The sequence below is a fragment of the Candidatus Midichloria mitochondrii IricVA genome (assembly GCF_000219355.1).
Taxonomy (GTDB): Bacteria; Pseudomonadota; Alphaproteobacteria; order Rickettsiales; family Midichloriaceae; genus Midichloria; species Midichloria mitochondrii.
Map to the genome: position 1 here is coordinate 83,194 of NC_015722.1, position 26,337 is coordinate 109,530.

A 26,337-nucleotide genomic window follows, 5' to 3' on the forward strand; every position below is an offset into this window, starting at 1 on the left:
TTACCTATCAATTTCACCAAATACAATATCTAAGGTTCCGATATTCGCTACAACATCCGCTAGCATATGTCCTTTAGACATAAATTCCAAGCCCTGAAGGTGGGCAAATCCTGGGGCTCTAATATGGCACCTGTAAGGTTTATTACTACCATCGGAAACTAAATATACTCCGAACTCTCCTTTAGGAGCTTCCACTGCAGTATAGGTTTCTCCTTTTGGTATATCGTATCCTTCGGTGTATAATTTAAAGTGATGGATAAGGGCTTCCATAGAAGTTTTCGTTTCTGCTCTTGGTGGAGGAGCAATTTTTCTGTCCAAAGTTTTAATCGGGCCTGCCGGCATTTTTTCTATACATTGCTCTATTATTTTGAGTGATTCCCTCATTTCTTCGATTCGCACTAAATATCGATCATAGCAATCACCATTTTTGCCAATTGGTACTCTGAAATCTAGTTGATCATAGATTTCATATGGTTGAGCTTTTCTTAGATCCCATGCGATTCCAGAGCCCCTAAGCATTGGCCCCGAAAACCCATAATCTAGCGCCTGCTCTTTAGTTACAACTCCAATATCTACCAGGCGCTGTTTAAATATCCTATTGTCTGTTAGCAACCCTTCGGTATCATCAATCATTTTAGGGAAGGATTGGATGAATTTATGAATGTCTTCTAATAGATCTGTGGGTAAGTCTTGAGTAACGCCTCCTGGCCTTATATAGGCTGCGTGTAGTCTAGCACCGCTTGCTCTTTCGTAGAATTCCATTAATTTTTCACGCTCCTCAAACAGCCATAAAAGAGGGGTCATCGCGCCGACATCAAGAGCTTGAGTGGTAATGTTTAATGAATGGTTAAGAATTCTTGTGATTTCGCAAAAGAGGACACGTATGTATTTAGCTCGCTCTGGTACTTCGCAGCCAAGAAGTTTTTCGACAGCAAGTGCGAAACAGTGTTCTTGTGACATAGGAGACACGTAGTCAAGACGGTCAAAATAAGGCAAGGCTTGCAAATATGTCTTGTATTCTATTAATTTCTCTGTACCGCGATGAAGCAAGCCAATATGAGGATCTGCTCGTTCTATCACTTCTCCATCCATTTCAAGAATTAACCTCAGTACTCCATGGGCTGCCGGATGCTGTGGTCCTAGATTAATTGATATATTTTTTGTTTCTATTTTCATGGTTAAAATTTTAAATAGAAATTAACGATTCTGCTGCCTGTCTAGCTAATGCTAGAATAGGTTCTGGCATTATAACATATCCAATATTAAATAAGGCTACCACAAGGATGACAAATTTTACACTGAAAGGTATATTAATTGTAAAGGTGTGATTCGTGTTATCAAAGTACATTATTTTTATGACTCGAAGATAATAGTAGCAACTCACAACTGTGGCAAGTACGCCGATTATGGCTAAAGAATAAAGCCCTTGTTCGATAACACTAAAAAGCACACAAAATTTTGCAAAAAAGCCTGCAAATGGAGGAATTCCAGCCATAGAGAGCATGGCAATCAATACAATCACAGCTAACAGTGGATGAGATTTGGCGAGACCACTTATTTCTTTAATCTCGCCGTGATATTTATCATCTGTTTCAAGGGCTAATATTGGCAGAAAGGCTAAGAAACTCATGACTACATATATTGTAGCATAAAAAATAGTGCCGATGATTCCAGAAAGTTCGCCGACCGAAAGCGCCATTAAAATAAAACCAATATGACCTATGGTACCGTAAGCAAGCATTCTCTTGAGGTTTTTTTGCATAATACCGCCTAAGCTTCCTATGAATAAAGAGGCAATAGCACAAAAAACTATAATCTGCTGCCACTGATCAATTAAATCAATAAAAGGCATGTAGAGAATATTTAAAAGTACTGAAATAGATGCAACCTTAGAGGCTGCGGATAAAAACATAGTAATAAAAGTAGGGGCTCCTTGATAGACGTCTGGGGTCCACATATGAAAGGGGGCTGAGGAAACTTTAAAGAAAAATGCTGAAAGTATAAGCACCAACGCTATTAAGAATACTATTGGAACTGCTATTTCTATTTCGTTAGAATTCATGACGCTCACATAGTACTCGCCTATCATATTGAAGTTAGTACTGGCAACAAATCCATACATTATTGAAGAGCCAAATAAGTAAAGGCAAGAAGAGAGCGCTCCTAGCATAAAAAATTTCAAACCAGCTTCATGCGATCTACTGTGTTTTTGACTAAATGTTGTAAGTACATAAAGGGGTAAGCTCATTAATTCAAGGGCTAGGTATATAATGAGCAAATCGTTAGCGCAAACCATTATTAGCATTCCAACGACTGATAATGCCAATAAAACAGGTATTTCAAAAGGGATGACAGCTTCTTTAAGTTTTGTAATGGGAAGCGATAGCAATGCGCCTAAAAAAGCTATAAGAATTATGACCTTCATTAATATTGTATAGCTGTTATATAAAATTGAATCATCAAGGGCGCCTAAATCTTGTCCATAGCCAGTGATGGCAAAGTATATGGCTGCAACCGAACTGATTGCTATAGGGATGAAAATGTATTGGCTGGCTTTTTTAAAGTAAGAACCAAGAATTAATGATATTATTGCTGCCGATGCAATAATAAGCTCTGGGATTAAAACAGCTAAATCTTCAAAAACAGTTTCCGACATCATTCATCACTTATATTATAGTTTATTTCATCTGGCATAATCTCTTTAGTTCACTTAATTTTGTTAACTAAATTTTCTGTGAACATAAAAAGATTATGATTTATAATGTTTGGCATAATACCTAACAATACAATAAAAACCGCAATAGAAGCTAAATAAGTTTTTTCTCTTACTGATAAATCTGTTATTTCAACAAGCTGACCTTTTAGCTGACCAAACATCAATCGTGCGTACAACCAAAGCATATATGCTGCTCCTAAAACCATTCCAAGTGCAAGCAATACCCCGTATAAATTTTTTGTTTTAAATGCAGCAAATAGAACGAAAAACTCTCCAACGAATCCAGAGGTCGCAGGAAGTCCAACAGAGCCTAGCATAAATATCATGAAAAATAACGCAAATGTGGGCATTTTTTTTGTTAGGCCGCCGTAAAAACTTATTTCTTTAGTATGCATTCTATCGTACAAAACGCCTATACAAAGGAATAAAGCGCTAGAAATTAATCCGTGGCTTAACATAGTAAAAATCGATCCCTCTATACCTTGGGACGTGAATGTAAACATACCTGCGGTAACATAACCCATATGCGCTACTGATGAATAAGCTATCATCTTTTTCATATCTGTTTGCATTAGAGCTACTAAGGATGTGTAGATTACGGCTACGATGCTCAGGATTATGACAAAGTCAGCGAAATATATAGAGCCTTCGGGCAGCATAGGTATCGAAAAGCGTAAGAAGCCGTACCCTCCTAGCTTTAGAAGCACTCCTGCTAGCATTACAGAGCCTGCAGTAGGTGCTTGTACGTGAGCATCTGGCAACCATGTATGCAAAGGCCACATCGGAACTTTAATTGCGAAAGCCATGAATAACGCAGCCCATAGCCACTTTTGTGTTTCTATATTGTAATGTGGAACTTTTTCAACGAGTAGCTGTATATCCGCGGTTTCTGAATAAAAGATCATGTAGAGTATAGCAAGCAGGAACAAAACAGAGCCAAATAAAGTATATAGGAAGAATTTAAATGAGGCATAAATTCTGTTTTCTCCGCCCCAAATGCCAATTATAAAAAACATTGGGATTAGGACGGTTTCAAAAAATAGATAAAACAATACTATATCAGCAGCAGCAAAAACTCCTATTATGAGGCCTTCTAAAAGAAGTAGTAATGCAAAAAATTCTCTGACTTTATCTTTAATAGAATTCCAGCTTGCAACAATACATATCAAGGATAGAAACGTTGTAAGAAGTATAAAATACAAGGAGATAATATCAATTCCAAGGTGGTAACTAATATTATATTCCGCAAACCAAGCTTTCTTCTCAACGAATTGTAATTGATCAGTTTCTTTATCAAATCTTGACAGTATGAAAATTGAAATTAAGAAATTAGCTGAAGCAACAATAAGAGCGAGATATTTTGATACAATATCAGATTTAAAGTAGTTGACCATGCCAAGCAAGATTATTACTACTGCTCCTAAAATTGGTGAAAAAATATGATTTGAAAGAATTGCTGTTTCCACAAAGTTATCTCCAGTCTCAATATTTTAATAAAAATATATTTAAAATTACCATGGCAAATACCAATAAACTAAAATCATAACCCCTATTAACATTGCCATTGCATAATGATAAATATAACCAGTTTGCAGTAAACAAGCGACTTTTGCAAATCTAGCAACAGCTCTTGCGGAGTAGTTCGGAATACCGTCAATAAAACCGACATCAACAAATCGCCATAAACTCGTGCCTAGTAATTTAACTGGCTTAATTAAGATAAACTCATATACTTCATCAAAATACCACTTTTTTTCTAAGAATGAATTGATATTACGAAAATTTTTATATGACCAGCTTGAAACAATTGGTTTTAATATATAAGAATAATATGCAAGTAACATTGCAAATAGTGCAGCAAGCAAAGGTATTTGTGCTACCCAGTGTCCGATCGTATCAATTTTATCTATAGAATCATGCTCTTGTAAGACGAAGATGGCACCAGACCAAAAAGACAGGTTGCTGATATCAATAATATGGTATCCAATATATCCACATATTAACGATCCTATACCCAGCACCATTAGAGGTATCATCATAGACTGAGGTGCTTCATGAATTTCTGTGAAGATTTTTTTATCTGCATTAGTTGGAGCATAGAAAACTAAGAATAATAAGCGGCAGGAGTAAAACGCAGTTAACGTTGCAGCTGCAACTCCAAGCCAATAAGCTAGATGACCAAACCTTGAGTCCGAGGCATAGGCGGCTTCTAATATTAAGTCTTTGGAGAAAAACCCTGAAAGAGGTGGAATTCCCGCCAAAGCTATTGATCCTATCCACATCAGAGCGTGGGTATAAGGAAGTTTTTTCCATATTCCTCCCATTTTCTTGATATTTTGCTCATCAGCAAGAGCGTGAATTATGCTGCCTGCTCCTAGGAATAATAGTGCCTTAAAAAAGGCGTGGGTAAGTAAGTGAAAGATGCCAGCGGAATAGGCAGAGACCCCACAAGCAAAAAACATATACCCCAGCTGGCTGCAGGTTGAATAGGCAATAATTTTTTTGATATCATTTTGAGCAGTGGCGATGGTGGCTGCAAATAGGCAGGTGGCTGCGCCAACTATAGTCACCAAATCTAAGGCAATTTCTGAATATTCAAATAAATAAGAGCATCTTGCTAATAAAAACACTCCAGCAGTTACCATGGTTGCTGCATGTATTAGAGCTGACACGGGAGTTGGTCCTTCCATGGCATCTGGTAGCCAGGTATGCAAGCCTAATTGTGCCGACTTGCCCATACATCCGATAAAGAGCGCTATACAGATAACCGTCAATAACCTAGTATCGACACTTAAGAAATTGATGGTTTCTTCAGATAAATATTTTGTTTTAGAAAAGACGGTAGCATACTCAACACTACCAAACTTCATTGCGATTAAGAAAATTCCAATAGCTAAGCCTATGTCGCCTACTCTGTTTACCAAGAAAGCTTTCATTGCAGCAGAGTACGCAGATTTTTTGTGAAACCAGAACCCAATCAAAAGATAAGAGCTTAATCCAACTCCTTCCCAACCGACAAATAATTGGGCAAAATTATCGGCACTCACTAAAACTAACATGAAAAAGGTAAAGAGAGATAAGTAGCTAAAAAAACGCGGCTGATTGGGATCATGCGACATATAGCTTACGGAATAAATGTGGACTAGGGTTGATACAGTGTTTACTACTAAAAACATAATGGCGGTAAGAGGATCTATGTAAATAGACCAATCCGCTTTAAGTTCGCCCAAATTGAGCCAGTTTATCAGCTTAAGGTGAATTATTTGACCATCAAAGCAAGTATAGTAAAAAATTATCCATGAGAAAATTGCTGCAATACTTACAAAAGAAATCGTGATTATCTGCGCGATTACCGGCTTGACCTTATTGGTATTTAAGCCAACTGGGATGGAGGCGAGCAACGGTAGGAAAACTACGGATAATGATAAATTGTGTAAATACATATTCATCCTTTCATTTCATTAGCGTTGCCTATTTCTACGGTGCCCTTATCTCTAAAAAATTGCATAATGATAGCGAGTCCAATTGCGGCCTCTGCTGCTGCAATTGTGAGTATAAAAATAGTAAAGATCTGTCCGCTTAAATCACCAATATATGAAGAGAACGCAACAAAATTTATGCTAACCGCAAGTAACATGAGTTCAATTGACATTAAAATCGAGATCATATTTTGTCTATTAGTTAGGATTCCACAAGCACCTATCATAAACAGCGCCCCGCTTACTGTGATGTAGTTTATTATACTAATATCGCCTACTATACTGTAATTCATTTTACTTCTACCCCTCGACCAAATTCTGGGTTTACTATAGCAACAGCCTCCTGTCTATTACGGCTAATTTGCTTGTAAATATTCTGACGTTTAACAAATTTTACATGTCTTAAAGTTAACAAGATGGCACCAACCATTGCAACTAAAAGTATGAGCCCGGCCAGTTGGAATTGCAAGAAGTAATCAGTATAAAGCACAGAGCCTATTGATTCCGTATTAGGTAAAGTAGACGCGGTTGCATCCTTTTCAGCAGGGAGCAAATACTCAGGCGATCTACGCATCGCCCAATCCATTTCAAAAAATATAATACCACAAAGTATAATCGCTAAAGGCAGAACGGAAATAAATTTTCTTTTTGCATTTGTGTTATTGTTGTCTATCATCATCACAGAAAACAGGAAGAGGACGGCTACCGCGCCTACATACACAATAACTATGGTCATGGCTATATATTCTGCTCCTATCAAAATAAAAAGAGCTGCGGCATTAAAGAAGGCAAAAATCAGAAGTAAAACTGCGTGAACAGGCTTCCTCAAGGATACCACTAATATCCCAGATAACAGTAAAAGTGCGCTAAAAAAGTAAAAAGTTAATTCTATCATAGATACTCCTATATCGTGCTTACCACAATCTTAAAACAAAAATTACCAGAGCCAAGAACATTTTCTAAGACTAATTGCGAAGCTAGCATGAATAAAGTGATGTTGCAATAGTGCTTTTCGTCTTAAAGGCCTCTACTATCTGGCTAATTTATGGCAGTTGCGCTAAACAATTGTAAAACTTCTACTTTGGTATAATTTTTTTTAGCTATAGCTGCATTGTAATTAACTATATTTTCTAAGACTTTTTTTACATAAAGTCTTGTTTCTCCGTATGGCATAAGTTCTAACCAGTCAAGGACTTCATGTAGTTTTTTTAAATTCCTAGGATCTCCATATTCTGAGGTCCATCTGGCAACAGCATTTTCGCCGGCATTATAAGAAGCAATAGCCATTATATAATTATTATCCCAAAGCTCCATTAGCCTATCAACATAACATGCTCCAATGTTGATATTAGTTGAAGCATTACAGTCATAATCATTTTTTTCTAGTTTTAATTTTTTAGCATAATTCTCGGCAGTTCTAGGCATGAGTTGCATTAACCCTCTTGCTCCTGCAGGGCTCAGCGCTTCATGATCAAAACCACTCTCTTGTCTAATGATTGCAAGATAAAGGGTATGATCATATTTCTTAGCAATTTTATGGATATCGGAATGCGATGGATAACTTGCTTCTATTATTGGACGTCCTGAGTTTGCGAGCTGCTTGGCTACCGCAACAATTATAGGTACCTCCTCTAACTGCTCTAAAACCTTAGCAAGATCGGAATCGGATAAATCAAAATCTATTATATAACTTGCTAATTTATTTGCTTCTGCCTTAAGGCCACACTTATAAAGCGCTTTAGTCCAAATTATAACTTCTTCGATTCTCTTTTTATTGATTGCTTTTGGTGGGGTACGCTTTTTTTCATTGATTGGGGTACGGTAATCCAGCTTGGAACCTACTTCTAAACTGGCCAGCTGTCCGTAAAAGAAGTGCGGGTAAGTTCTAGCTGCAAAGTTAAGCCAGTGGCTCATTTTTTGTTTATCTCTAATTGCTTTATAAGCTCTTCCAAGCCAATATGCTCCTTGTGCCTTAGAGTGCGAAGTTTTAGCGGTATTAAACATGTTGTGGAAATGCTCTAGAGCACTTCTTGGATTGCCAAGCATCCTAAAGGTAATAAATCCTGCAAGCCATTCTGACTCAAAAAAATCCGGCCCTTGTTTTATTTGATTACTTTTTGCTAGTTTTAAAGCGGTTTGATATTTTTTTTCTCTTAAAGCATTTCTAATTGCAATATTTTTTAGCTGCCACCACCTTACTGGAAATTCCTTACAATTGGCTTGCAAGAGTAGGTCATATCCTGCTCGATATTTTTTTGCTGCATTAAGATGTCTTATATAAAAATAAAGCGCTACAGCTTTTAATTGAGGACTAATTCGTTTGTTTTTAAAGAGTTTTTTAGCTGTCTCCATATTAGAGTTTGCTTTTATAAGCTCTTCATAAATACTTTTTTTAGCAGCTGGCAAAAACCTAATTAAATTTTTAGCTTCCTCAATTTTTTTGCACATTAAAAAAGTGCGAATTTTTGTTTCCAGAGAAGAAATATGAAATGACTTTATGTAAGTATTAATTAGATAGTTTTCGGTTTCAGACTGAAAAGTAGATTTTACCCATATTCTTTCAAGTCTTTCCAAGTCCTCTTCCGGGTGCATTTTTTCTCTTATAGCAGCATCACATAAGAAAATTTGGCTGAGTGCAGTTTTTTTAGGCAAAATAGCAAGGAACCTTTTAACCTCCTTAAATGATAGAGAATTATTAAGTACTTTGTCAAATCTATTAGGTAGAATTGCAGCTAACCAACTGTATTTTTTTGCCAAATATTCGGCGTCTCCTATGCTAGGTGCTATAGATCTATCCATTACAATAAATCTAATAATATCATTTGTCATTGCAGCATTCACAGATTTATTGGCATACGCACATGCCGACTCAATGTCGCCATTAGCCAAACTGTTAACTGCTTCTCTTTGAGCTTTATCGAATTTTATATCAAACGAAATAGCGCTTTTAACGTGAGCAAGCACTAAAAGCAACCCAAACAACTGGTACACTAATCTCATTATTATCAATAAATTACTCGTAGTTATATCCTTCCTATCAGTATTGCAGCAAATACTAAAAAAGCAAATCCAACATTTGATTTAAATTTTTTCCCGCAATCATTTTCATTTAGTATATCTAAGTTTTCAATTTGCCAATATAAATGATAAGCAGCAATTGCCATTCCTATATAAAAAAAGAAATTTAAGTGCATATGAAGGCCTGCTATGCATATTAGCGCCACCGTAATCTGATAAAAAGACCAAATAAGCGTGGGACCTCTTTCTTTAAACTTTATTGCTGTGGATTTTAAGTTTAACTTTATATCATCTTTAATATCCTGATAAGAATAAATTGTATCGTACCCTAAGGTCCAGATTGCAGCAGCTACATAAATTAAGATCGGGGGCCAACTTACCGTGCCCCTTAATGTTGCCCAAGCAATTAGAACTCCTATATTAAAGGTTAAGCCTAAAAACAATTGAGGAAAATAAGTGACCCTCTTCATAAGAGGATAAATTGCAATTGGAACTAGAGCAAAAACTCCTATATATATCGCACTCTTTGGCAACATAAAAAGTAATATTGCGGCAAATAAAAGTAAAGCAAGCATAATTTGTAAGGCTTGTTTTACTGGGAGTTCTTTATTAGCAAGGGGTCTGTTTTTGGTGCGTTCAACTTTACTATCAAGATCTCTATCAAAAATATCATTAATTATACAACCCGCACCTCTCATAAATACGGCCCCCATAAAGAAAAATAAACAGAAAAACAAAATGGATATAGGATTGCTAGCTGCCAAGCCGATAATCCACCATATTGGAAGCACTAATAGCAGTAGCGGGGCAGGCTTATCAAGACGCATTAAGCGCACTATTGGATCATTGATGTTGATGAGGGCAGAATAACCTTTGGTGATATGGCTTCTAACGCTACTCAAAATTTGCAAAACATAAGCTATAAAGAGCCAAATTAGTTTGTTTAATCTTGAGAAATTATCATTTGGTTGCTTTTTCATCGCCTGGCAATATATAATCGGTTCCTTCCCAAGGACTTGCGAAGTCAAAGCTTCTGAAATCCTGTGTTAATTTAACTTTTTCATATATAACTTTTTTCTTCTCTATGTCATATCGTACTTCGGAGAATCCAGTAAGCGGAAAATCCTTGCGCATAGGATGCCCTATAAACCCATAATCAGTTAAGATTCTTCTTAAATCGGGATGGCCAGAAAAATAGATACCATACATATCCCAAGCTTCTCTTTCATACCAGTTTGCTGCGCTATAAATGTCACAGACACTCGGTACTAACTGGTCTTCCTTAGCATTTATTTTAATAGTTAGTCTAAGATTAGAGGTGAGACTTAACAGGTTATATACAACTTGGAACCGATCTTCTCTATCCGGGTAATCAACACCGCATAAGTCAGTCAAAACTTGAAAAGAGAATTTTTCGTTAGTTTTTAAAAAGACCAAAAAGTCTCTCAAAAAATTTAAACCTAAAATCACAAAAAGTTCATTGTGCTCTATATGATAATTAATCATGGCGTGTTTGCGATCCGAAGATAACAAAAAGTCTTTAAATGATTCTAGGTCTTGCATATCAATTTAGGGACATCAAAAAGCTTAAAGAAAGCATAACAGAGTAAAGATATAATATCAAATAATCTGTAAAGGTTAATAAGTAAAAATAGGAAGGGTGATAGTATAAAAATTATTAATTACATAAAGAACAATAAAAGTAGAATTACCATTGAGTTGGAGCAAATAGAAAATTCTGGAATTGAGATGATTGTTGAGACTTTAAAAAATAGTCAAATTGCGAATCCTGTAGTAAAATTCTCTAAACCAAAATCTGAAAAGGAGCAAACTATTTTTCGAGGGTTAGAGGGGAGCAAGACTATCGAATTCGCGGTCGATGCTGGATGTACTAAATATAAGCGGGAAATAGTGTAATTGCTAAGAATAAAGGCTTACCTGAGAAAGCAAAAAAAGTCGTGGAAAAAATCAAGAATGATTCTCGTGCTTCTTATGCCTCATATAGGGGGTTCGCAGGCGATTTAACACGAGAAGATTTCAGCGCATTTGCAATGTTTGCAAATACAGATGTTATAGGCGATAAAAATATTATGTTGATGAATACTATTTTCATACTATTGGGGCAGAAGTAACCCTTGAAGAAGCTTGTAATGAACTCACAGCAAGTATGGAGAATTTAGAGTTGCTCGACGATCGATTTTGTGAGGCAATCAGTTCTCATAACGCTGTAGAAGTGAACACAGTTGATGACCAACTGAACTTAATATGTGATAGCACTATGGATACCACCATCGATTTTAGTTAAGTTTTGAGGTAAAGAGCTCTAATAAAGCTGTTGAAGGTTTAATTGCTGACAGAGAGCTTTTATTGATTTTTTCTATCTTAGGAAACTCCTGAAGCACTCTGACTTTACCATAATATTCTATGGCTTTTTTATTCTCTTCGTTTTTATCGCCATTCATGATAACTCCAAGGATTTTAATATTTCTGTTTGTCAAAGCTCCTAACGTGAGGCATGTGTGGTTAATAGTGCCAAGAGTTGATTTAGCGACCACAATCACTGGTAAATTTAAGTGTTGAATTAAGTCCAAGATTGTGTGCCGTTCATTAATAGGTACTAAAATACCTCCTGCTCCTTCTACTATAAGGGGTTCAAGTAGTGGCACCTGAATCTTATTGATATCAAGGGTTTTGTTATCGAGACGAGCGGCAAGATGAGGAGACGAGGGGTGCGTTAAACGTTCATATTCTTGAATCGTGTTAATTCCTAATTGCTGAGCAAATTCCTTATCCGTAAGAGGTGTAGAACCGGATTGAATTGGCTTCCAATAGTGGCAATTAAAATGCAAGCATAACCACGATGATATGATGGTTTTGCCGATATCTGTATCAGTTCCTGTAACAAAAATTTTCATTTCTCCAGTATAGCGAAAAATACTTCGTAGCGGGTCTCAATTGGTTCTTTATAGTTATCCAAAAGATTTTTTACTAGGTATTTGTTACCATTATTATTTACATTCGCGCCCAATTTTTTAAGATACTTAATCATTTCAAGAGCGTTATTAAATTTTATCATATATGACCTATTAAGAAACCTATACCTACGAGGGTTGAGGCATAGGCAAATTTCTTCCAATTCTTTTTTAGTATGAAAATTAGGAGGAGAGATGTTAAATTGATACAGTATTTCATACCACTCTTTGAAATTCTCTTTTAGTAATGTTGAAAATGATAGCACGGCAGTTTTGTTGTAAAGTTTTTTTAGTACGCCTTTTATATCAGGAAACCATTGTAGAGACATACTTGAAGTTACGAGATCTGAATATTCGAAATCTAGAGTACTAGCATCTCCTACAAGATAATTGATATTCTGAAAATTAATAAATTTTGCTTTTGCAATTTCAATCATATTGCAAGCCAAATCGTTTGCGGTATAAGTAGCATGGGGTAGGTGTTTTAAGAGTTCTTCTATTACAAAGCCGGTGCCTGTTCCAATGTCAATAATCTGTTTAGGCTCCTTATTAACCATATTATCAAGAATTTCTTTGACTAACATGTGAGCAATTAATCTTTGTATATGTCCTACTGACTCATAGCTTGTAGCACTTTTATTGAAAGAATGTTGCACTTGTTTTAAAAACATTTTAGAAACTCCTTAATTGATATGGCAACTTGCTCGCTATTGAGAAATCCTAATAAATGTTTAGAATTTGGCATCTTTTTTAATTGTACGTTTGGATAATTTTTGAAATTTTCTTCTACGATGTCTACCGGCACCACTTCATCATCTGCGGTATATAAAATAAGAATTGGTAGCTCACTAAATTTCTCAAATAGCGAGACGTGGGTATATGATAACAAATTAAGGTCATTTGTCATTCTATAGAAATCGATGTCATTTGCTACAATTCCATTAAAGCTTTCTATAGTATTCTTGGGACTATCGTTAAAATTTTTTGCATTATTGTAAGCTCCAGTGTTCTCCTTCGGTTGAGACTTTTATCAGATGATAAAAAATTATTAAATGCTTGAAGCCCAATTAAAGCTTTGAAGGTGTTTTTTGATTGTAGCAATTTGACTAAACCAAGAGAATGCCCGACACTGATCCAATGAATTTTTTTATCGACCTGTGGCAAATACTCCAATCCATAGTAGCCGTGATCCAACACAATGCATGGATGCTCTTTGAAGTGTGGTAAAAGATTATCCCAATAAGATTTATTAAAAGCCCAACCATGTGAAAAAATAAAACCTAACTTCATAAAGTGCTTAATGTATGAAGCAGTTGGCTGATGTCATCTTTAGAATGGGCTGTAGAAAGAGCTATTCTAATCCTTGCATATGGTACTGTTGGTTGTCTTACAGCTGAAACCACAATGTTTTTATCCCTTAATTTATTAGCTATTTCGACTACTAATTTGTTATCTTTTAATGCAATAGGAACAATATGTGTTGTGGATAAGCCAGTATCAAAGCCCATTTTTCTTAATTCTTCTCTTAGAAAGTTTGCATTATTAAACAGCTCTAAGCGTTCTTTATTAAGGGTAGAAATCTTATCCCAAGCTTTAGCAGCTGCACCAACGACCATAGGGGAGAGAGCGGTAGAATATATAAAACCTGAGCATTTATTAATTAAATAATCCTTAATATCTTCTGAGCAGGCAACGTAAGCACCGCATCCCCCCATTGCTTTGCTAAAAGTACCCATAGCTACGTAATTGATTTCATTATGATCTAAATAAGTCGAAAGGCCGTACCCTTTTTCTCCTAATATTCCTGTTGCATGCGCTTCATCCAAAAATAAGAAGACCTCATATCTTTTACAAATTCCAGCAATTTTATTGATATCTAAAATATCGCCATCCATTCCATATAAGGTTTCTGCAATAAGGAATTTAGGCCTGGTATCTGTGCTATAAGAATCCAGTAAGTCAGCTAAATGATTGTAGTTGCTGTGATTATACCTAATTAATTGAGCTCCAGCTAGCTTCACCCCCTGATATAAACTTGAATGGTTAAGCTTATCAAAAAAAACTAAGGGCTGGGCTTTTAAAACATCAGCTAGTAAAAGCGTAGAAATAACAGAGATATTTGCTTGATATCCAGAATTAAATATCAGTGCTGCTTCTGTATTTTTATCCTTTGCAATTTTTTCTTCTAATTCATGAAAAATAATTTTATTGCCTGAAAGCAGCCTTGATCCAGTGCTTCCAACGCCAAAAGTTTTGCCTGCATTGTAAGCGGCTGCTAGTATTTCTTGACTATTAGAAAAATTTAGGTAGTCATTGCTACTAAAATCAATAAAAGGATTGTTTTGCTTAGTGTGTTTGATTTCTCTGAAAATATTGTTTTCCCTTAGTTCCAAACAGTAGCTTTTATATGATTCTAATTTTTTATATGATTCTAATTGCATAAGGTTAATAAATATATGACATCAAAAAAATGGTTATTTGAGGAAGCATTTGAGTTATTCAATTCTCCATTCCACGAATTGATTTACCAAGCTCAGACGGTTCATCGAGAGAATTTTAATCCTAAAAAAATTCAAGTTAGTACGCTTTTAAGCATTAAAACAGGCAGTTGTCCAGAAAATTGTTCTTACTGCCCACAATCAGCGCATTTCGATACTGGACTGAAAAAAGAAGGACTGATGGGATTAGATAGAGTTCTGGATGCAGCTAAGAAAGCTAAAGAAGCTGGGAGTCAAAGGTTTTGTATGGGAGCAGCTTGGCGGGGCCCGCGTGATCAAGATTTAGAAAAAGTCTGTGAAATGGTCAAAGAAGTAAAAAAGCTTGGTCTTGAAACTTGTGTGACTTTAGGGCTGTTAAAAGGGCATCAAGCTCAAATGTTAAAAGATGCTGGATTAGATTTTTATAATCACAATATTGACACGTCTCCTGATTATTATGAAGAGATTATCACTACCAGATGCTTTGAGGATAGATTAAACACCATAGAGCATGTTCAAAAGGCTGGAATTAAGGTCTGCTGTGGTGGTATTTTAGGAATGGGTGAATCAAGTGAGGATAGAATCAGGATGCTATTAGTGCTTGCCAATATGGACAGTCCACCCGAATCAGTACCAATAAATAAGCTAATTAGAATTCCTGGAACGCCTTTGGAGGATGGTGAGGATATTAGTCCTATTGAGTTTGTGCGCACCATTGCATTGGCAAGGGTTATGATGCCGAGGTCTTATATTAGGCTTTCGGCTGGAAGAAGTGAAATGAGCGAAGAGCTACAAGCTTTGTGTTTTTTTAGCGGAGCGAATTCTTTATTCTATGGTGAACAATTGCTTACTGCTCCAAACCCTGTGCCTTATCAGGATAATCAACTGTTTGAAAGGTTAGGGCTCGAAAGGCTATAGGTTCAAAGTTGCGTTCGGAAGAAAAACGGGAGCAATTATTTGAAATAGTTATTGACATATACTAATAGTAGCTGTACCCGTTGCTCAAAGGTGTTATAGAGAATTCTGTATTGAGAATAACCCAGATGAAATTTAAGAAATTAAGTAAGTGCATTATTGGTTTTTCGAGGTGAGGTAGTGTCTGTGACATGTGTAGTTATGATTCGATATTTTTCAAGAGCCTTATTAATAAAAAAATACTAAATATTTCTTTACTTTAGTGCGCCATGGTATTCAAATGAGAAGTAAGCTCTGGTCTGTTGGATCGTGGTCTTATTTGTAAGAGAATTTCTCTAATGGTTCGTAACTTGCCGGAGTAATGCAATGGGGAGGAATAGGAATGCAAATATTGATTTCTGGCAAGCATCTGGATGTGGGTGAGTCCTTACGCCAACATATCACGTTTTCTGTTGAGCATAATGTGATAAAGTTCTTTGAATATGCAATCAAGTCCCACGTTACTATTTCAAAACAAAATCACTTATTCAAAACTGATATTATTGTTAATGAAGGGACTGGAACGGGGACTATAGTAAAAAGTAATGCTCAAGGCTTTGATCCTTATAAAAGCTTTGACGAAGCTATGGCAAAATTGGCTAAGCAGTTACGAAGATATAAATCAAAAATAAGAAATCATCATAGAAGAAAGATTGAGCCGGGTACTTACCTGGATAGTGTAAAGTATGTTATTGAAACACGAAAGGATGATGTAGATGAAGCAGCTGATGAAACGCCTATAATCATAGCTGAAAAGCCATTCCAAATTGAAAGAATGAGTGTGTCAGATGCAGTAATGCATATGGACATTATGGACTTGCCGGCTTATATGTTTATAAATGGCCAAACAGGTGCTACCAATGTTGTTTATTATAGAAAGGACGGAAATATTTCCTGGATAAGAAGATAGTTTTAAGGGAGATGCTCTCTTATTGGCAGCTAGACCCGGTATAGTCCCTTATAGATGGCACAGTAGGTGTAGTGTAATATTCTTTAGGGGGGGGGTGATATATATATTAAATTAGTTTGTCACAATTCTTTGTTTGTGGTAGAAGCTTGGGTTAAGTAATTTTTTACCAAGAATATTATGAAAATAGATGCTAATAGCATAAGGGTGGGAAATGTTTTGGAATATCACGGAAAGCTTTGGGTGGTTTTGAAGACCATGCACACTCAGCCTGGTAAAGGGGGAGCTTATATGCAAGTTGAAATGAAAGAAATGCAGGCTGGAACTAAAACCAATGTGCGCTTTAGAAGCAGCGAAACTGTTGAGAAAGCTCATCTTGACACTAATGACTTGCAATACCTTTACACTGAAGGTGATAAAATGGCGCTGATGGATATGCGAACCTACGAGCAGACTGAGGTGGATTTAGAATTAGTAGGAGATCTGGTGCCATTTCTTAAAGAGGGTATGAATCTTGTAGTACAACTCTATGAAAGTAAACCAGTATCAGTTTCTTTGCCTGAAAAGGTTGAGGGAATAATTGCTGAGTGCGAGCCCGTCATTAAAGGACAAACAGCAGCTTCTTCTTATAAACCAGCTGTACTTAAAAATGGAGTTCGTATTATGGTTCCACCTTTTATCAATCAAGGAGACAAAATTTTAGTAAGTACAGTAACATTAGAATATTTAGAAAGGGCTTAGTTAATGGCTTTGGATAAAGGAGTTATTTTGGAGTTGCTACGGAAAGCTTTTGATGGTGCTGAGATAGAGCTGGTAGATTATGCAGGTGATAATGATCACTATGAACTAAAAATAAAGCATAAAAGTTTTGAAGGGATGTCTAGGTTGCGGCAGCATAAAATGGTATACAGTGCACTTGGTAGATACGTTGGTAATGAATTACATGCAATTTCTATAAAATCATCAGCAGGTTAAAGTTATGAATAAGGATATTTTTGCACAGGTAAGAGAAATAATAGAAAATAATGATGTGGTATTATTTATGAAAGGTACTGCAGGGGCTCCCATGTGCGGTTTTTCAGGGTTGGTTGTGCAAGTTCTTAATAAGCTAAGAGTTGAATTTATTGATATCAACATTCTTGAAGACCAAGACCTTAGGCAAAGAATTAAGGATTTCTCGGATTGGCCAACGATTCCGCAGCTCTATATTAAAGGAGAGTTTATTGGAGGATGCGATATAGTGAAGGAGCTTTATCAAAGCGGGGAATTAATTGATATTTTAAAGAGAAATGAGATAAGATATAATTAAACTTGTTTTTAGGTAAATTGGTTGATATTTGACTCTGAAAATTTTTATTACCTATACCTTCCTGTTGCAGAGTTAAACATTAATGGGATAGCTTTAATCGGTATAGGGGTAATTGTTGGTATAATGGCGGGTATGTGCGGTATTGGAGGAAGTATTATACTTCTACCAATACTTATTTTTCTGGGTGTTCCGATTCATATCGCTGTTACCACTGCTTTAAACCAGGTTTTAGCAACTTCTTTTTCGGCCTCTCTTATTTATGCTAGAAAGAATTTGATAGATTATAAATTAGCTGCGTTCTTGATAAGTGGCGGACTTGTAGGAATTATATTAGGCATTATTCTTTATCACTGGTACTCTAATATAGGAAAGCTCGATATCTTTGTCTCTCTTAGCTTTTTATTTACTTTGTTATCAATAGGCACTTTTAATGCGAAGGAAGTGGCGATTTTGCTGTACTATCGGTATAAAAAAATTTCCACTCCGCCAAAACCCTTGCCAAACTGGGTGCAGAAGATTTCATTTTGTAAAACAAAATTTCCTAGTTCTAAAAACAAGCTGAGTGCCATATTTCCTTTATCGTTAGGGGCACTAAGCGGAGTTATGCTTTCTTTTATGGGGCTAGGAGGCAGCCTCATTATGACACCTATATTGCTATATATCTTCGGTATTTCTTCTTCGTATGTGGCCGGAACTATCAGCTTTCAAATGGTTTTTACTACATTTATTTCTTATTATATCCACGCTATAGAGTCGCAAAGCATAGATCTTGTACTAGCAATTCCATTACTAATTGGTACAGTTTTTGGATCGCAAATTGGTGCTAAAATAGGTTCCCAATTAAGCCAAGAGACTTTTAAAATTATGATAGCTACTGTAACATTATTACTGTGCGCAAAGATAGGATTTGAGTTATTTGCAGAGCCCACAAATATTTATCAAATAGAAATACTAAAATAATGGATCTGAGATGAGAGTTATTGTTTTACTATTGATTTTTCTGCCGTGCAAGGCTTTTGCCATACAGAATTTTGAAATAAGTTTATCTAGCAACCAGATTGTAAAAAGTAAGGGTTTTAAGGGTGCCAACATTGCTCTTGAAATCAAAGCTGATTTTCCAACCCAATTTATCGTTGAGGTTTCAGGCCCTAAATCACAGTATAGGATTTGGCAAAAAGAGAAGAAATTTGGAATTTGGACAAAATCCAAAAATTTTATAACTCATAAGGTGTCATCGTATCAATTTATGGCAACTGATATGAATAGCGCTGAGTTAGATAGGTTTTCAAGGATTTTACTAATAGATATTTTCGGGCGAAGAATTTCATTTATAAACCAAGAACAATACTCGCCTTTAGAAATGAGCGGGGCTGTTTCTGCGCTCTTTCAAATTCAAAAAAATTCTATGTATTACTTGACTTTACTAAACCAAGAAAATTTAGAGGGAAATAACGTAGTCCAAATCCCAATGGCTCAAAACATCATGACTGGTGATTATAAAGTGCAGGTATACTTGATTGCTAAAGGCGATAAAAAGATCTATACAAAATCTGCTGAAATTAACGTAATTAGAGAAGAGTTTTATGACAGATTTGAGCAGTGGACTAGAAACTGGCCGAATTTGTATGTCATTCTTTCTATTAGTATAACTTTTATCTTCGGTTGGATCGTCAATTTAATCCTAAAAAGAAGATAGTGCGCTATTTGTGTTCACTATCTTCTTAACTTTAGTGTATATCAATGCCGTGAGGGCTATCACCGCCTTAAGCCAGTTCTGGCTCTGTACCTTCGACATGTGAACTACCTTTTCATGTGTTAACTCCAGTTTGAGGTAAGTTTTAAAGAAATTATCTGATATGGCTTCAAAGAGGCTGTGTAACCATTAAGTTTTTCTCAATTTCACGATAAATAAGAAAAGTGGTTCCCCTAGTAGAAATATTTTGTTTGATTGATGATTTCTGCAAGCGACAACTCACGTACCAAAGATCCTTAAGAAACTCGCAGAGACAAAGGGAACGAGAGTCTGGGATGATGCTTTCCGAAGTTATAACGATCCTCGTTTTGTTTCATTTGAGGGCATTACCGGATTCAAAGATTTTTACCTAAACTGTGTTCAAATCTCTCTCAGAGAGGGATTGCCGAAGCTTGTCAGCTACAATCGCTTTGTTGAGCTGGATGCGAGACGCGGTCATTCCGTTGGTCATTCTGCTGAATTGCTGCAAAGGGAAACAAACAGAGGTACGTTGACTCAACAAAAAGCTGGAAGGTTTGTCATAACTTATGTATTAGCCGTAATAAGGTCTTTAAAGGCATCGCTTGCCAAACAATTTCTTGGCAGACCTCTCTTTCTCAGGGCTCTTGGCTTATGTCTTCAAACCCGGTATATCTCATGGAAAATAGGCTTGCGGGCCTACTCCCTACTTCAAACTGAGCTTTTTATGACGGATAAGAGGTAAATTTAAGGGTGCTGCTAGGAGCACAAATATCTATTCAACTAGTTAAAAGCTAAGCTATTGAGATGTGTAGGGTTTTAGTTTTTAAATACTTCTTGCAGCTATTTCCCTTTTGATAGCAGAAATTGCCTCAGCAGGATTAAGGTGCTTAGGGCAAGTTTTAGCACAGTTCATGATTGTGTGACAGCGATATAGCTTAAAGTTATCATCAAGAAGATTTAGTCGTTCTTCTTTAGATTCATCTCTGCTATCGATAATCCATCTATATGCTTGGAGTAATATTGCAGGACCTAAATATTTATCGCCATTCCACCAATAACTAGGGCAGCTGGTTGAGCAGCACGCGCAAAGTATACACTCATAAAGTCCATCTAATTTCTTTCTATCTTCTTCTGACTGTAGCCTTTCAGAACCGCCGGGGGCCTTGGATGAATGTATCCAAGGCTTTATAGAGGCCAACTGGGAATAAAAATTAGTTAAATCGGGCACTAAGTCTTTAACTACTTCCATATGGGGCAAAGGGTAAATATTAACGTCTCCTCTTACTTCGTCAATGGGCTTGATACAAGCTAAAGTATTTGTGCCATCTATATTCATTGCGCAGCTGCCACATATACCTTCACGGCATGATCTCCTAAAAGTTAAGGTGCTATCTATCTTATCCTTAATGTTAATTAAGGCGTCAAGAACCATTGGGCCACAGTTCTTGGTATTAATATGATAAGTATCGATTTGTTGGCCCTCTTCCTTTAAATCAGGGTTGTAGCGATATATATTGAAAGTCTTGGTGAAACTGTTTTTTTTGTTGTGCTCCTTGCCCTTTTTGATACCATTTCTAAGAAAAAGCCCTAATTTAATCATCTTTATTACCGGATCAGATTTATATTGGTATGTTCAATTTTAGTATAAGAATTAGCGGCACTGCAACTGTGCTAATTATAAAATCGCCATTTTAATTCTTAATAATCATCTTCGTTATGGCTTTTCTCAAAACGTTCATGTTTTTCCTGTGCGGCAATTGAAAGGGTAGCTACTGGGCGTGCTTCTAGCCTTTTTAATCCTATTGGTTCATTAGTTTCTTGGCAATATCCATAATTTCCAACCTCTATACGGGAAATTGCATCATCGATTTTGCTAATTAATTTCCTATATCTATCTCGAGTTTTTAATTCTATACTGACATCAACCTCATCGCTTGCTCTATCAGTCATATCAGGCTCGTTCCAGTTTTTTTCTTGTAACAATCTAACTGCTTCTGAGAGTTCTTCTTGTAAATTTGTTTTCCAATCAAGCAGTTTATTTTTGAAATAAGCGAGTTGCATGGGATTCATATATTCTTCGGTTTCAGAGGGTATGTAGCCTTCAGGGAGTTCAGTAATGTGCATTATTAGTTTACCTTTATTGTTAAAAATACGGTGATATTTTAGGCTATAAAAAAACGAGGCAAGTGAATTATTTATTAAATATCCTATTTATTTGTTATATTTTATGGCCCAGCTATTTGTTTTTTATAGAAATAAAAAAACACTAGCTATTTACATCAATAACGTATAAATAATAAACAAAAAGTAATATTGTAATGCAGCAAAATTCTTTACGAAATTTAATATCAATAATAGCTAAACTCCCTGGATTAGGGCGTAGATCGGCTCGCCGTATTGCGCTCCATTTACTGCAGCATAAAGAATTAATGCATAAATTATCAGAGTCCATAATTAGTACTGCTAAAGAGATGAAGTTCTGTGAAATATGTAATAATTTAGATTCTGTTTCTCCATGCGCAATTTGTAGTTCTAGTACTAGAGATAAGAGCTTGATATGTGTTGTTGAAGGAGTAGCTGACTTGTGGGCTCTGGAACGCAGCAGGCTCTATAATGGTTTATACCATGTTTTGGGCGGTACATTATCTGCAATAAATGGTACAACCCCAGAATCGCTAACTATAGATAAATTAAAAAGAAGGTTAGTCAGTAATATCGGTGAAGTTATTATAGCGACAAATGCAACTTTGGAAGGAGAGAGCACTGGACATTATATTGCGAGCTTGGTCGAAAAAGCTGGTATTAAGGCAACTAGATTAGCGCATGGAATACCTATGGGAGCGGAGTTGGATCATATGGATGATGGAACCTTGACTATTGCATTGAAATTAAGGCAATTGTTTTAAATTACGATTCGTATTGCAGCTTTAAAGAGAAAAATATTAAAATTAGTTTGCGTTTTTAGTTAAGTCATATAACTTAATGAATAAACAAGTAATTTTTTTATTTAGATGAATAATGCGGAATATACAGCCTTAGCTGGCAAAGTTGCATCAAACAATAAATTAAAAGTTATTAGTAACAATGCTGCTAACGCCTCAACTTCTGGTTTTAAGGGAGATGATGTCCTATTTCAAAAATGGCTACACTATGATTTTAATAAGGACAATAGTATGCCTGTTGATGCTAAAACTGTTACTAATTATGTACAGGGCAACTTACAGCAGACTAATAATAAGTTTGATTTTGCAATAATTGGTACTGGATTTTTTGCAGTCATTGAAGCAAATGGTAATCGTAAGTTTACACGGAATGGTAAATTTACTTTAAATTCTGAAGGGATATTAAAGGATATGAACGGAAGAAGTGTTAGCGACGTTGATGGAGGAGAAATTAATGTCGGTCAAGAGTATGAGAGTTTTGATGTTTTAAAAGATGGTAGAATTTTTGTAAATGGTGCAGAGGCTGGTACTATAGGAATTTTCGAATTTGCTCAGGACGAAGTAGTCCTAAAAGGTAGATACGGTGACTTTATCATTAATGGAGAACCTGCGCCTGTAGATATAACAAGGACCTCGTTAATACAGGGCATGATTGAAGGCTCAAATGTAGATACAATACTTGGACTGCTAGAATTAACTGAAACTAATAAGCAAGTAGAAAGTAATAACTTGGTTATAAATACTAACAGAGAAAATATTAGATCTACTTATAAAATTTTTAGTAAATCCAATGATTAATTAGGAGGAAAATTATGGCAACAGCACTAAGAACAGCAGCAACTGGTTTGCAAGCCAGCTCTCAGGCAATTAAGGACGATGCGAATAACTTGGCTAACCTTAATACTAATGGTTATAAAAGATTTAAATCATCTTTTTATGATCTTGCATATAGAACTGAACGCAGGCTCGGAGAAGATGACAAAGAAATAGGGTTGGTGCAGATGGGTAATGGGGTTGCTATAAGCGGCATTAGCTCAGATTTTTCACCTGGAGAGATTATTCAAACTGAAAGTAACGGTTTTAATGTTGCGATATCTGGGGTTGGATTTTTTGTGATTACTAAGCCAGACGGCAGTATTGCATATACGAGAAATGGTGAATTTATGAAGGATTCAGAGGGAAAAATAGTAATGGTTGGTACTGGCTACCAAGTTGGCCAGCAAGCGATTGTTATTCCGGATATGGGTGCTACTGATTTTACTATTAAAGAGAACGGTACCGTTAGTGTTATGATCGATAACGCAGTTCAAGAAATAGGTAGGGTTGAGATGGCAAACTTTATCAATCCTAACGGATTAAAAAGACTTGGTCAGCACTTATTTGAGGAAAGTGAAGGCTCTGGGGCGCCAATGTTTGCGCATCCAGATGAAAATAACATGGGCACAGTTAAACAATATTATATTGAAAAATCTAACGTTGATCCGATTTTATCAATTTTAAGTCTCACAGAAAGTAGCCATTGGAATAACTATAGCCTCAAAGCTTTTGAAGTTGGAGCAAAAATTGAAGATAGATTAATGGATGCAAGAGTATGATTTACCACATAGGTCGTTTGAGCTTTATATCTTTTTTAATTTTGCTGCTAATGATGCATTTCTCTGGCGCTGTTGAACCAGACCGAGTTAGTAGCGTGATTTCTCATGAGATAGAAAAGCAAAGAGGCCTTGAGGCTGTACTAGTTAGATTTGATAATAAGATTAAAAAAATAGATAGTACAGATCAGGTTGAAGAGGTGTCGGTGTTAGTAAATGGCAACAATAACTTCAGCGCTATTGTAAATACTGAGGACGGAGAAAGCGTGCTTAGTGGTACATATTACGAAGCTGTGCGGGTGCCTGTATTACAACAGCCCACAAAAAATGGAACTGTTATTACGGAAGATGCTATAAACATGGCAATATTTCCAGCTAACCAGGTAAAAAATAATTGTATTTTAAAGAAAGAAGATCTTGTTGGCAAAGTTGCCAAAAGGAGAATTATGCCTGGCAAAATGATTAGAGAAAATGATATTGAAGTGACTCCTCTGATAAAAAAAGGGGAAGCTGTTGTAGTAAGGTATACAAATAATAATTTATTGATAGAAACAACTGGTATTAGTACCGAAGTCGGAGTTGCTGGTAAAATTATAAGGGTTAAAAATGTTGCAAGCAATAAAATGCTGCATGGTAAAGTCGTTGCTCCTGGTGTTGTTGAGGTACATGGTAGATGATAATGATAAAATATATATTATGCATGACAGCTTGTGTTACGTTGACTAGCTGTAGCTATTTTAATGAAAGATTTAAGAATTTGGGCCGTAAGCCGGAACTCAACCAAGTTGACATGACTAATCAGATTCAGATTAATCAGTTGCAGGCCATGGCCAAAGCACATTTAACCGATAGTAGGGATATATCTAACACTGCCGCCAAAGCGCAAATTAAAAATTCATTATGGAGGCCAGGGTCCAGAACCTTTTTTAGGGATCAAAGAGCTAGAAGCGTTGGAGACATATTAAAAGTAAAAGTGGTGATTCAAGATCAGGCTAAGCTAGATAATAAAACAGAAAAGAAACGTGATAGCTCTAATAATGTTGGCATGCCAAAACTTTTTGGATTAGAAACAGTTTTAGAGAAAAATACTGATATAGATCCAGCTAAGCTTATCTCTATTAAAGGGGGCAATACCGATAATGGTAGCGGCAAAATAGATCGTCAAGAAACTATTAATACGATTGTTGCTGCGACTGTTATGAGGATATTGCCAAGCAATAATTTGTTAATTAAAGGTAGCCAAGAAATTAGGGTGAACAACGAGTTGAGAGAAGTAACGGTCGAGGGAATAGTAAGACCAGAAGATGTAAACAGTGATAATTCAGTCACTATTGATCAAATTGCTGAAGCAAGAATATCCTATGGTGGCAGAGGGCAGCTAACTGATTACCAACAGGGCAGGTATGGATCTCAATTAATTGATATTCTGTCGCCGTTCTAAACTTCAAATCGGAATAATCTGTTGACTTGAATGACAGGTGATTATATACACTGCTTAATATTGCAACTAATTAATTAGTTCATTAGATATGGACTCAGAAAAAACTACCTATAATGCTCAGTTTGTGAAATATCAGGAGTAGTTATAGGACTACAACGGCAATGCCTGGTAATTATAGACGGCAACAAGATGGTATGATATCTTCATAGTAGAATGGGTGAAGTAGGAAATGACAATCAAGTGTAAATATTGCGGCTCCAGCGAGCAGGTGAAGAATGGCGTGGTATAGGGACATCAAGAGGTAAATAGGTGCAAGAATTGCAAAAAGAATTACCGAGAAGGTGATAAGCGGCAGAATACACTATGAATGATAGACTTAAAACCTAATCTTGAGGACTGCGGGATTAGGATGATAGAGAGACTGACTGGAATCCATAACGGCCAAATATCTTCATGGATCGAAGGACGGGGGACGCTATGTGCAAGAAAAGTTAGATAAGAGCTGCAACAGCACAAAGTCACTTAAGGATATCGAGGTCCTAGAGATTGAGGAGCTGTGCACATATATAAAAAAAGACCAAAGAATGGAAGTGGGAGTACACCTTTATATTGATTGCTGTTGATAGAGGATCAGGTGAAATTATTGATTTTGAAGGTAGGTGACGGGAGTAAGGCAACCCACCTGAACCTGTCATTTAGGCTTTGAGGAACGTTATAAAATTGAGCATGTACAGATGATTACAGCGTTTATGAATACTACTCCACGCACCATCACAAAACAAAGGCTGGGACATCATTGTGGTAGAATCAAAGAAT

The 26,337-nt window shown here is 36.2% G+C and carries 34 protein-coding genes; 18 read left to right on the forward strand and 16 right to left on the reverse strand.

Features of this window, described 5'->3' with window-relative positions:
• The 9 genes from MIDI_RS00550 to MIDI_RS00590 form a co-directional block, all read right to left on the reverse strand.
• Positions 1 to 1,176 carry an NADH-quinone oxidoreductase subunit D gene (locus tag MIDI_RS00550; protein WP_013950647.1) on the reverse strand — a complete coding sequence of 392 codons (1,176 nt, stop codon included), beginning with the start codon at positions 1,174 to 1,176 and terminating at the stop codon, positions 1 to 3.
• Between the two features lie 10 nt (positions 1,177 to 1,186).
• A complete protein-coding gene (locus MIDI_RS00555; RefSeq protein WP_013950648.1) occupies positions 1,187 to 2,659 on the reverse strand; it encodes an NADH-quinone oxidoreductase subunit N in 1,473 nt (490 codons plus the stop codon).
• 47 nt (positions 2,660 to 2,706) lie between these two features.
• Entirely contained in the window at positions 2,707 to 4,182 is a 1,476-nt protein-coding gene (locus MIDI_RS00560) for an NADH-quinone oxidoreductase subunit M (protein WP_041185597.1), read from the reverse strand.
• A gap of 45 nt (positions 4,183 to 4,227) precedes the next feature.
• Positions 4,228 to 6,159: an NADH-quinone oxidoreductase subunit L gene (gene nuoL, locus MIDI_RS00565; RefSeq protein WP_041185598.1), complete on the reverse strand. Its 1,932-nt coding sequence runs from the start codon at positions 6,157 to 6,159 to the stop codon at positions 4,228 to 4,230.
• 2 nt (positions 6,160 to 6,161) lie between these two features.
• The gene (gene nuoK / locus MIDI_RS00570) at positions 6,162 to 6,488 is read right to left on the reverse strand and encodes an NADH-quinone oxidoreductase subunit NuoK (RefSeq protein WP_013950651.1); all 327 of its coding nucleotides are present in this window, start codon (positions 6,486 to 6,488) and stop codon (positions 6,162 to 6,164) included.
• Positions 6,485 to 7,090, reverse strand: a complete 606-nt coding sequence (locus MIDI_RS00575; RefSeq protein ID WP_013950652.1) for an NADH-quinone oxidoreductase subunit J — start codon at positions 7,088 to 7,090, stop codon at positions 6,485 to 6,487. Before MIDI_RS00575 ends, nuoK begins: the two co-directional genes overlap by 4 nt.
• Positions 7,091 to 7,233: 143 nt before the next feature.
• On the reverse strand, positions 7,234 to 9,177 hold the full coding sequence (locus MIDI_RS00580) for a lytic transglycosylase domain-containing protein (RefSeq protein ID WP_160162166.1): 1,944 nt from the start codon (positions 9,175 to 9,177) through the stop codon (positions 7,234 to 7,236).
• 41 nt (positions 9,178 to 9,218) lie between these two features.
• Positions 9,219 to 10,193 (reverse strand): 4-hydroxybenzoate octaprenyltransferase, encoded by a 975-nt coding sequence (gene ubiA / locus MIDI_RS00585; RefSeq protein ID WP_013950654.1) that lies wholly within the window; start codon positions 10,191 to 10,193, stop codon positions 9,219 to 9,221.
• Complete coding sequence (locus tag MIDI_RS00590) at positions 10,174 to 10,776, reverse strand: NADH-quinone oxidoreductase subunit C (RefSeq protein ID WP_013950655.1); 603 nt, start codon at positions 10,774 to 10,776, stop codon at positions 10,174 to 10,176. The genes ubiA and MIDI_RS00590 overlap by 20 nt, the downstream gene beginning before the upstream one ends.
• A 156-nt stretch (positions 10,777 to 10,932) precedes the next feature.
• Between MIDI_RS00590 and MIDI_RS00595 the strand changes: the two genes are divergently transcribed.
• From MIDI_RS00595 to MIDI_RS08335, 3 genes are read left to right on the forward strand one after another with little or no spacing between them, the layout of a single operon-like run.
• Complete coding sequence (locus MIDI_RS00595) at positions 10,933 to 11,130, forward strand: hypothetical protein (protein ID WP_041185314.1); 198 nt, start codon at positions 10,933 to 10,935, stop codon at positions 11,128 to 11,130.
• A 41-nt stretch (positions 11,131 to 11,171) separates the two neighbouring features.
• Entirely contained in the window at positions 11,172 to 11,345 is a 174-nt protein-coding gene (locus MIDI_RS09195; protein ID WP_237697387.1) for a hypothetical protein, read from the forward strand.
• A gap of 35 nt (positions 11,346 to 11,380) precedes the next feature.
• Complete coding sequence (locus MIDI_RS08335; protein ID WP_013950657.1) at positions 11,381 to 11,518, forward strand: hypothetical protein; 138 nt, start codon at positions 11,381 to 11,383, stop codon at positions 11,516 to 11,518.
• Here MIDI_RS08335 and bioD read toward each other — a convergent pair.
• From bioD to MIDI_RS00620, 5 genes are read right to left on the reverse strand one after another with little or no spacing between them, the layout of a single operon-like run.
• Complete coding sequence (bioD, locus tag MIDI_RS00600; RefSeq protein ID WP_013950658.1) at positions 11,511 to 12,128, reverse strand: dethiobiotin synthase; 618 nt, start codon at positions 12,126 to 12,128, stop codon at positions 11,511 to 11,513. The genes MIDI_RS08335 and bioD overlap by 8 nt on opposite strands.
• Positions 12,125 to 12,841: a methyltransferase domain-containing protein gene (locus MIDI_RS00605; RefSeq protein WP_237697388.1), complete on the reverse strand. Its 717-nt coding sequence runs from the start codon at positions 12,839 to 12,841 to the stop codon at positions 12,125 to 12,127. The genes bioD and MIDI_RS00605 overlap by 4 nt, the downstream gene beginning before the upstream one ends.
• A 5-nt stretch (positions 12,842 to 12,846) precedes the next feature.
• Positions 12,847 to 13,092, reverse strand: a complete 246-nt coding sequence (locus MIDI_RS00610; protein WP_013950660.1) for an alpha/beta fold hydrolase — start codon at positions 13,090 to 13,092, stop codon at positions 12,847 to 12,849.
• Between the two features lie 44 nt (positions 13,093 to 13,136).
• Complete coding sequence (locus tag MIDI_RS06150; protein ID WP_013950661.1) at positions 13,137 to 13,475, reverse strand: alpha/beta fold hydrolase; 339 nt, start codon at positions 13,473 to 13,475, stop codon at positions 13,137 to 13,139.
• Positions 13,472 to 14,578 (reverse strand): aminotransferase class I/II-fold pyridoxal phosphate-dependent enzyme, encoded by a 1,107-nt coding sequence (locus tag MIDI_RS00620; RefSeq protein WP_237697389.1) that lies wholly within the window; start codon positions 14,576 to 14,578, stop codon positions 13,472 to 13,474. The genes MIDI_RS06150 and MIDI_RS00620 overlap by 4 nt, the downstream gene beginning before the upstream one ends.
• Positions 14,579 to 14,641: 63 nt before the next feature.
• Between MIDI_RS00620 and bioB the strand changes: the two genes are divergently transcribed.
• The 8 genes from bioB to MIDI_RS00660 all read left to right on the forward strand — a co-directional run bounded on the left by bioB (position 14,642) and on the right by MIDI_RS00660 (position 20,288).
• Complete coding sequence (bioB, locus tag MIDI_RS00625) at positions 14,642 to 15,580, forward strand: biotin synthase BioB (protein WP_013950663.1); 939 nt, start codon at positions 14,642 to 14,644, stop codon at positions 15,578 to 15,580.
• A gap of 379 nt (positions 15,581 to 15,959) precedes the next feature.
• Entirely contained in the window at positions 15,960 to 16,526 is a 567-nt protein-coding gene (gene hpf / locus MIDI_RS00630) for a ribosome hibernation-promoting factor, HPF/YfiA family (protein ID WP_041185601.1), read from the forward strand.
• Between the two features lie 177 nt (positions 16,527 to 16,703).
• Positions 16,704 to 17,264, forward strand: a complete 561-nt coding sequence (gene efp, locus MIDI_RS00635) for an elongation factor P (RefSeq protein WP_013950665.1) — start codon at positions 16,704 to 16,706, stop codon at positions 17,262 to 17,264.
• Between the two features lie 3 nt (positions 17,265 to 17,267).
• A complete protein-coding gene (locus tag MIDI_RS00640; RefSeq protein ID WP_013950666.1) occupies positions 17,268 to 17,498 on the forward strand; it encodes a BolA/IbaG family iron-sulfur metabolism protein in 231 nt (76 codons plus the stop codon).
• Positions 17,499 to 17,502: 4 nt separating this feature from the next.
• Positions 17,503 to 17,832 carry a Grx4 family monothiol glutaredoxin gene (gene grxD / locus MIDI_RS00645; RefSeq protein WP_013950667.1) on the forward strand — a complete coding sequence of 110 codons (330 nt, stop codon included), beginning with the start codon at positions 17,503 to 17,505 and terminating at the stop codon, positions 17,830 to 17,832.
• Between the two features lie 21 nt (positions 17,833 to 17,853).
• On the forward strand, positions 17,854 to 18,792 hold the full coding sequence (locus MIDI_RS00650; protein ID WP_041185315.1) for a sulfite exporter TauE/SafE family protein: 939 nt from the start codon (positions 17,854 to 17,856) through the stop codon (positions 18,790 to 18,792).
• Positions 18,793 to 18,802: 10 nt separating this feature from the next.
• Positions 18,803 to 19,528, forward strand: coding sequence for a TIGR02186 family protein (locus tag MIDI_RS00655; RefSeq protein WP_013950669.1), 726 nt, complete (start codon positions 18,803 to 18,805; stop codon positions 19,526 to 19,528).
• A gap of 439 nt (positions 19,529 to 19,967) precedes the next feature.
• Positions 19,968 to 20,288: a hypothetical protein gene (locus MIDI_RS00660; RefSeq protein WP_041185316.1), complete on the forward strand. Its 321-nt coding sequence runs from the start codon at positions 19,968 to 19,970 to the stop codon at positions 20,286 to 20,288.
• A gap of 81 nt (positions 20,289 to 20,369) precedes the next feature.
• Here MIDI_RS00660 and MIDI_RS00665 read toward each other — a convergent pair whose 3' ends face one another.
• Positions 20,370 to 21,146 (reverse strand): succinate dehydrogenase iron-sulfur subunit, encoded by a 777-nt coding sequence (locus MIDI_RS00665; RefSeq protein WP_013950670.1) that lies wholly within the window; start codon positions 21,144 to 21,146, stop codon positions 20,370 to 20,372.
• Positions 21,147 to 21,244: 98 nt separating this feature from the next.
• Positions 21,245 to 21,673, reverse strand: coding sequence for an RNA polymerase-binding protein DksA (gene dksA, locus MIDI_RS00670; protein ID WP_202795480.1), 429 nt, complete (start codon positions 21,671 to 21,673; stop codon positions 21,245 to 21,247).
• Between the two features lie 191 nt (positions 21,674 to 21,864).
• Between dksA and recR the strand changes: the two genes are divergently transcribed.
• The 7 genes from recR to MIDI_RS08340 all read left to right on the forward strand — a co-directional run bounded on the left by recR (position 21,865) and on the right by MIDI_RS08340 (position 26,144).
• Positions 21,865 to 22,452, forward strand: a complete 588-nt coding sequence (recR, locus tag MIDI_RS00675) for a recombination mediator RecR (protein ID WP_013950672.1) — start codon at positions 21,865 to 21,867, stop codon at positions 22,450 to 22,452.
• Between the two features lie 105 nt (positions 22,453 to 22,557).
• Positions 22,558 to 23,286, forward strand: a complete 729-nt coding sequence (locus MIDI_RS00680; RefSeq protein ID WP_013950673.1) for a flagellar hook-basal body protein — start codon at positions 22,558 to 22,560, stop codon at positions 23,284 to 23,286.
• A gap of 14 nt (positions 23,287 to 23,300) precedes the next feature.
• Positions 23,301 to 24,083: a flagellar hook-basal body protein gene (locus tag MIDI_RS00685; RefSeq protein WP_013950674.1), complete on the forward strand. Its 783-nt coding sequence runs from the start codon at positions 23,301 to 23,303 to the stop codon at positions 24,081 to 24,083.
• 17 nt (positions 24,084 to 24,100) lie between these two features.
• Positions 24,101 to 24,757 carry a flagellar basal body P-ring formation chaperone FlgA gene (gene flgA, locus MIDI_RS06155; RefSeq protein WP_160162167.1) on the forward strand — a complete coding sequence of 219 codons (657 nt, stop codon included), beginning with the start codon at positions 24,101 to 24,103 and terminating at the stop codon, positions 24,755 to 24,757.
• A 2-nt stretch (positions 24,758 to 24,759) separates the two neighbouring features.
• Positions 24,760 to 25,521 (forward strand): flagellar basal body L-ring protein FlgH, encoded by a 762-nt coding sequence (gene flgH, locus MIDI_RS00695; RefSeq protein WP_041185604.1) that lies wholly within the window; start codon positions 24,760 to 24,762, stop codon positions 25,519 to 25,521.
• A 367-nt stretch (positions 25,522 to 25,888) separates the two neighbouring features.
• Complete coding sequence (locus MIDI_RS09600) at positions 25,889 to 26,020, forward strand: hypothetical protein (RefSeq protein WP_272940970.1); 132 nt, start codon at positions 25,889 to 25,891, stop codon at positions 26,018 to 26,020.
• Entirely contained in the window at positions 26,001 to 26,144 is a 144-nt protein-coding gene (locus MIDI_RS08340) for a hypothetical protein (protein ID WP_160162168.1), read from the forward strand. The genes MIDI_RS09600 and MIDI_RS08340 overlap by 20 nt, the downstream gene beginning before the upstream one ends.
• Positions 26,145 to 26,337: the final 193 nt, after the last annotated feature.